The 1,848-nt window shown below is 68.1% G+C and carries 1 protein-coding gene and 1 pseudogene; one reads left to right on the top strand and one right to left on the bottom strand.

Going from position 1 to position 1,848, the window contains the following annotated elements:
• Positions 1-231: 231 nt before the first annotated feature.
• Positions 232-361: pseudogene (gene tatA / locus AC1MIR_RS18025) on the bottom strand (twin-arginine translocase TatA/TatE family subunit); the annotation flags it as partial.
• A 389-nt stretch (positions 362-750) separates the two neighbouring features.
• Here tatA and AC1MIR_RS18020 point away from each other — a divergent pair.
• Positions 751-1,767, top strand: coding sequence for a TerC family protein (locus AC1MIR_RS18020; RefSeq protein ID WP_480029578.1), 1,017 nt, complete (start codon positions 751-753; stop codon positions 1,765-1,767).
• Positions 1,768-1,848 lie beyond the last annotated feature (81 nt).

Below are 1,848 nucleotides of genomic sequence, written 5' to 3'. Positions count from 1 at the left end.
GGCCGGGCGCCCCCCGCCCCCCCCCCCCCCCCCCCCCCCCCCCCCCCCCCCCCCCCCCCCCCCCCCCGCCCGGGCCGGCGGCCGGGCGGGTCGGGTTCGCGGCGCCCTGGCTCGGCTGCGTGTGGGTGCCCTGGGGGGCGCCCTGCGGGCCCGGGATGCTGCCGGCGGGCTGGGCGGGGGTCTGCGAGGCGGCGTCGGCCGCCATGGAGGCGTCCTTGCCGTCCTCCTCCTTCATGTTCTGCTTGAAGGACTTGATGCCCTTGGCCAGGTCGCCCATCAGCCCGCTGATCTTGCCGCTGCCGAACAGCAGCAGGATGACCAGCAGCACCACGAGCCAGTGCCAGATGCTGAACGAACCCATCGCGACGCCTCAATCCCAGATTCGGCAGGTCCGTGGGCGGAAGCCCTCGGCCGGCCGGGTTGCCTTCGGGGCCGGACACTAGTCCGCGTTGGGGTCCGGCGCAAAGGGGAGATGGCCCGGCACGGGCCGGGAGACAACCGGGGGCCACGGATAATCCGCCCGGCAAATCCCGGATCCACGGTTAACGGCGTGGTGGCCGGAAAATTTCCGATCCTCCATCTTGAACCGTATCGGAGATTGCGCCATCTGCGTCTCTCGATCCGGGCCCCTCTGGCGGACCGGCCGCGCCATCCTGGCCGGCCTGGCTCCCGCGATGTCGGATCGCATCGCAAACGTTGCCCGGGCCCGGCATCGTCCGGCCGGGCCGTGTTCGGGAGAACGGCCTCGCCATGGAACTGCTCGCGCTCGAATGGATCGGCAAGCCTGTCTGGATGTGGACGGGCTTCATCGCGATCGTCATCGCCCTGCTCGCCTTCGACCTCGGGGTGCTGAACAAGGAAGACAAGGAGATGGGGATCGCCGAGAGCCTCTGGCTTTCGGCCTTCTACATCGGCTTCGCGATGCTCTATGGCGGCGCGATCTGGTGGGCCTTCGACCGCGGCTACATCGAGACCTCGGACGGGCTGCATGCCGGCGTGACCTATTTCACCGGCTTCTTCATCGAGAAGGCGCTGTCCATCGACAACGTCTTCGTCATCAGCCTGATCTTCAGCTTCTTCGCCATCCCGCGGAAGTACCAGTATCGCGCGCTGGTCTGGGGCATCATCGCGGTGATCGTGCTGCGCGGCATCATGATCGGCGTCGGCGCGGCGCTGGTGCAGGAGTATTCCTGGATCCTCTACATCTTCGGCGCCTTCCTGATCGCCACCGGCATCAAGATGCTGGTCGTGCCGGAGGGCGACCCGGACATCTCGAAGAACCCGGTGGTGAAGTTCTTCAAGAAGCGGATGCGCGTGACGGACGAGCTGCACGGGCAGAAGTTCTTCGTGCGCAAGCCGGACCCGAAGACCGGCAGGGTGATCCTGTGGGCGACGCCGCTGTTCCTGGCGCTGGTGATCATCAACATCGCCGACCTGATCTTCGCGGTGGACAGCGTGCCGGCGATCTTCGCGATCACCACCGACACCTTCATCGTCTATACCGCGAACATCATGGCGATCCTGGGCCTGCGGGCGCTGTATTTCGCCCTCTCGGCCATGGTGCACCGCTTCCACTACCTGAAGTATGCGCTGGCGCTGGTGCTGGTGTTCATCGGCGGCAAGATCTTCTGGAACCAGATCTTCGGGAAGGTGGACCCGGCCATCTCCCTCAGCGTCACGCTGGCGATGATCCTGGGCGGCGTCTTCTACTCGCTCTGGAAGACGCGGAACGACAACGACCAGAAGCCGCTGCAGCCGGCGGAGTAGCGGGGGGGGGGGGGGGGGGGCGGGGCGGGGGGGGGGGGGGGGGGGCGGGGGGGGGGCGGCCGGCGCGGGGTGGTGGTTGGG

The sequence above is a fragment of the Falsiroseomonas sp. RANM36 genome, from assembly GCF_056682175.1.
This window is presented reverse-complemented; position numbering and strand designations above follow the sequence as displayed.

Bases quoted from the DNA above. Each gene is read 5' to 3' on its own strand.
- AC1MIR_RS18020 (WP_480029578.1), top strand. From the start codon at position 751: ATGGAACTGCTCGCGCTCGAATGGATCGGCAAGCCTGTCTGGATGTGG.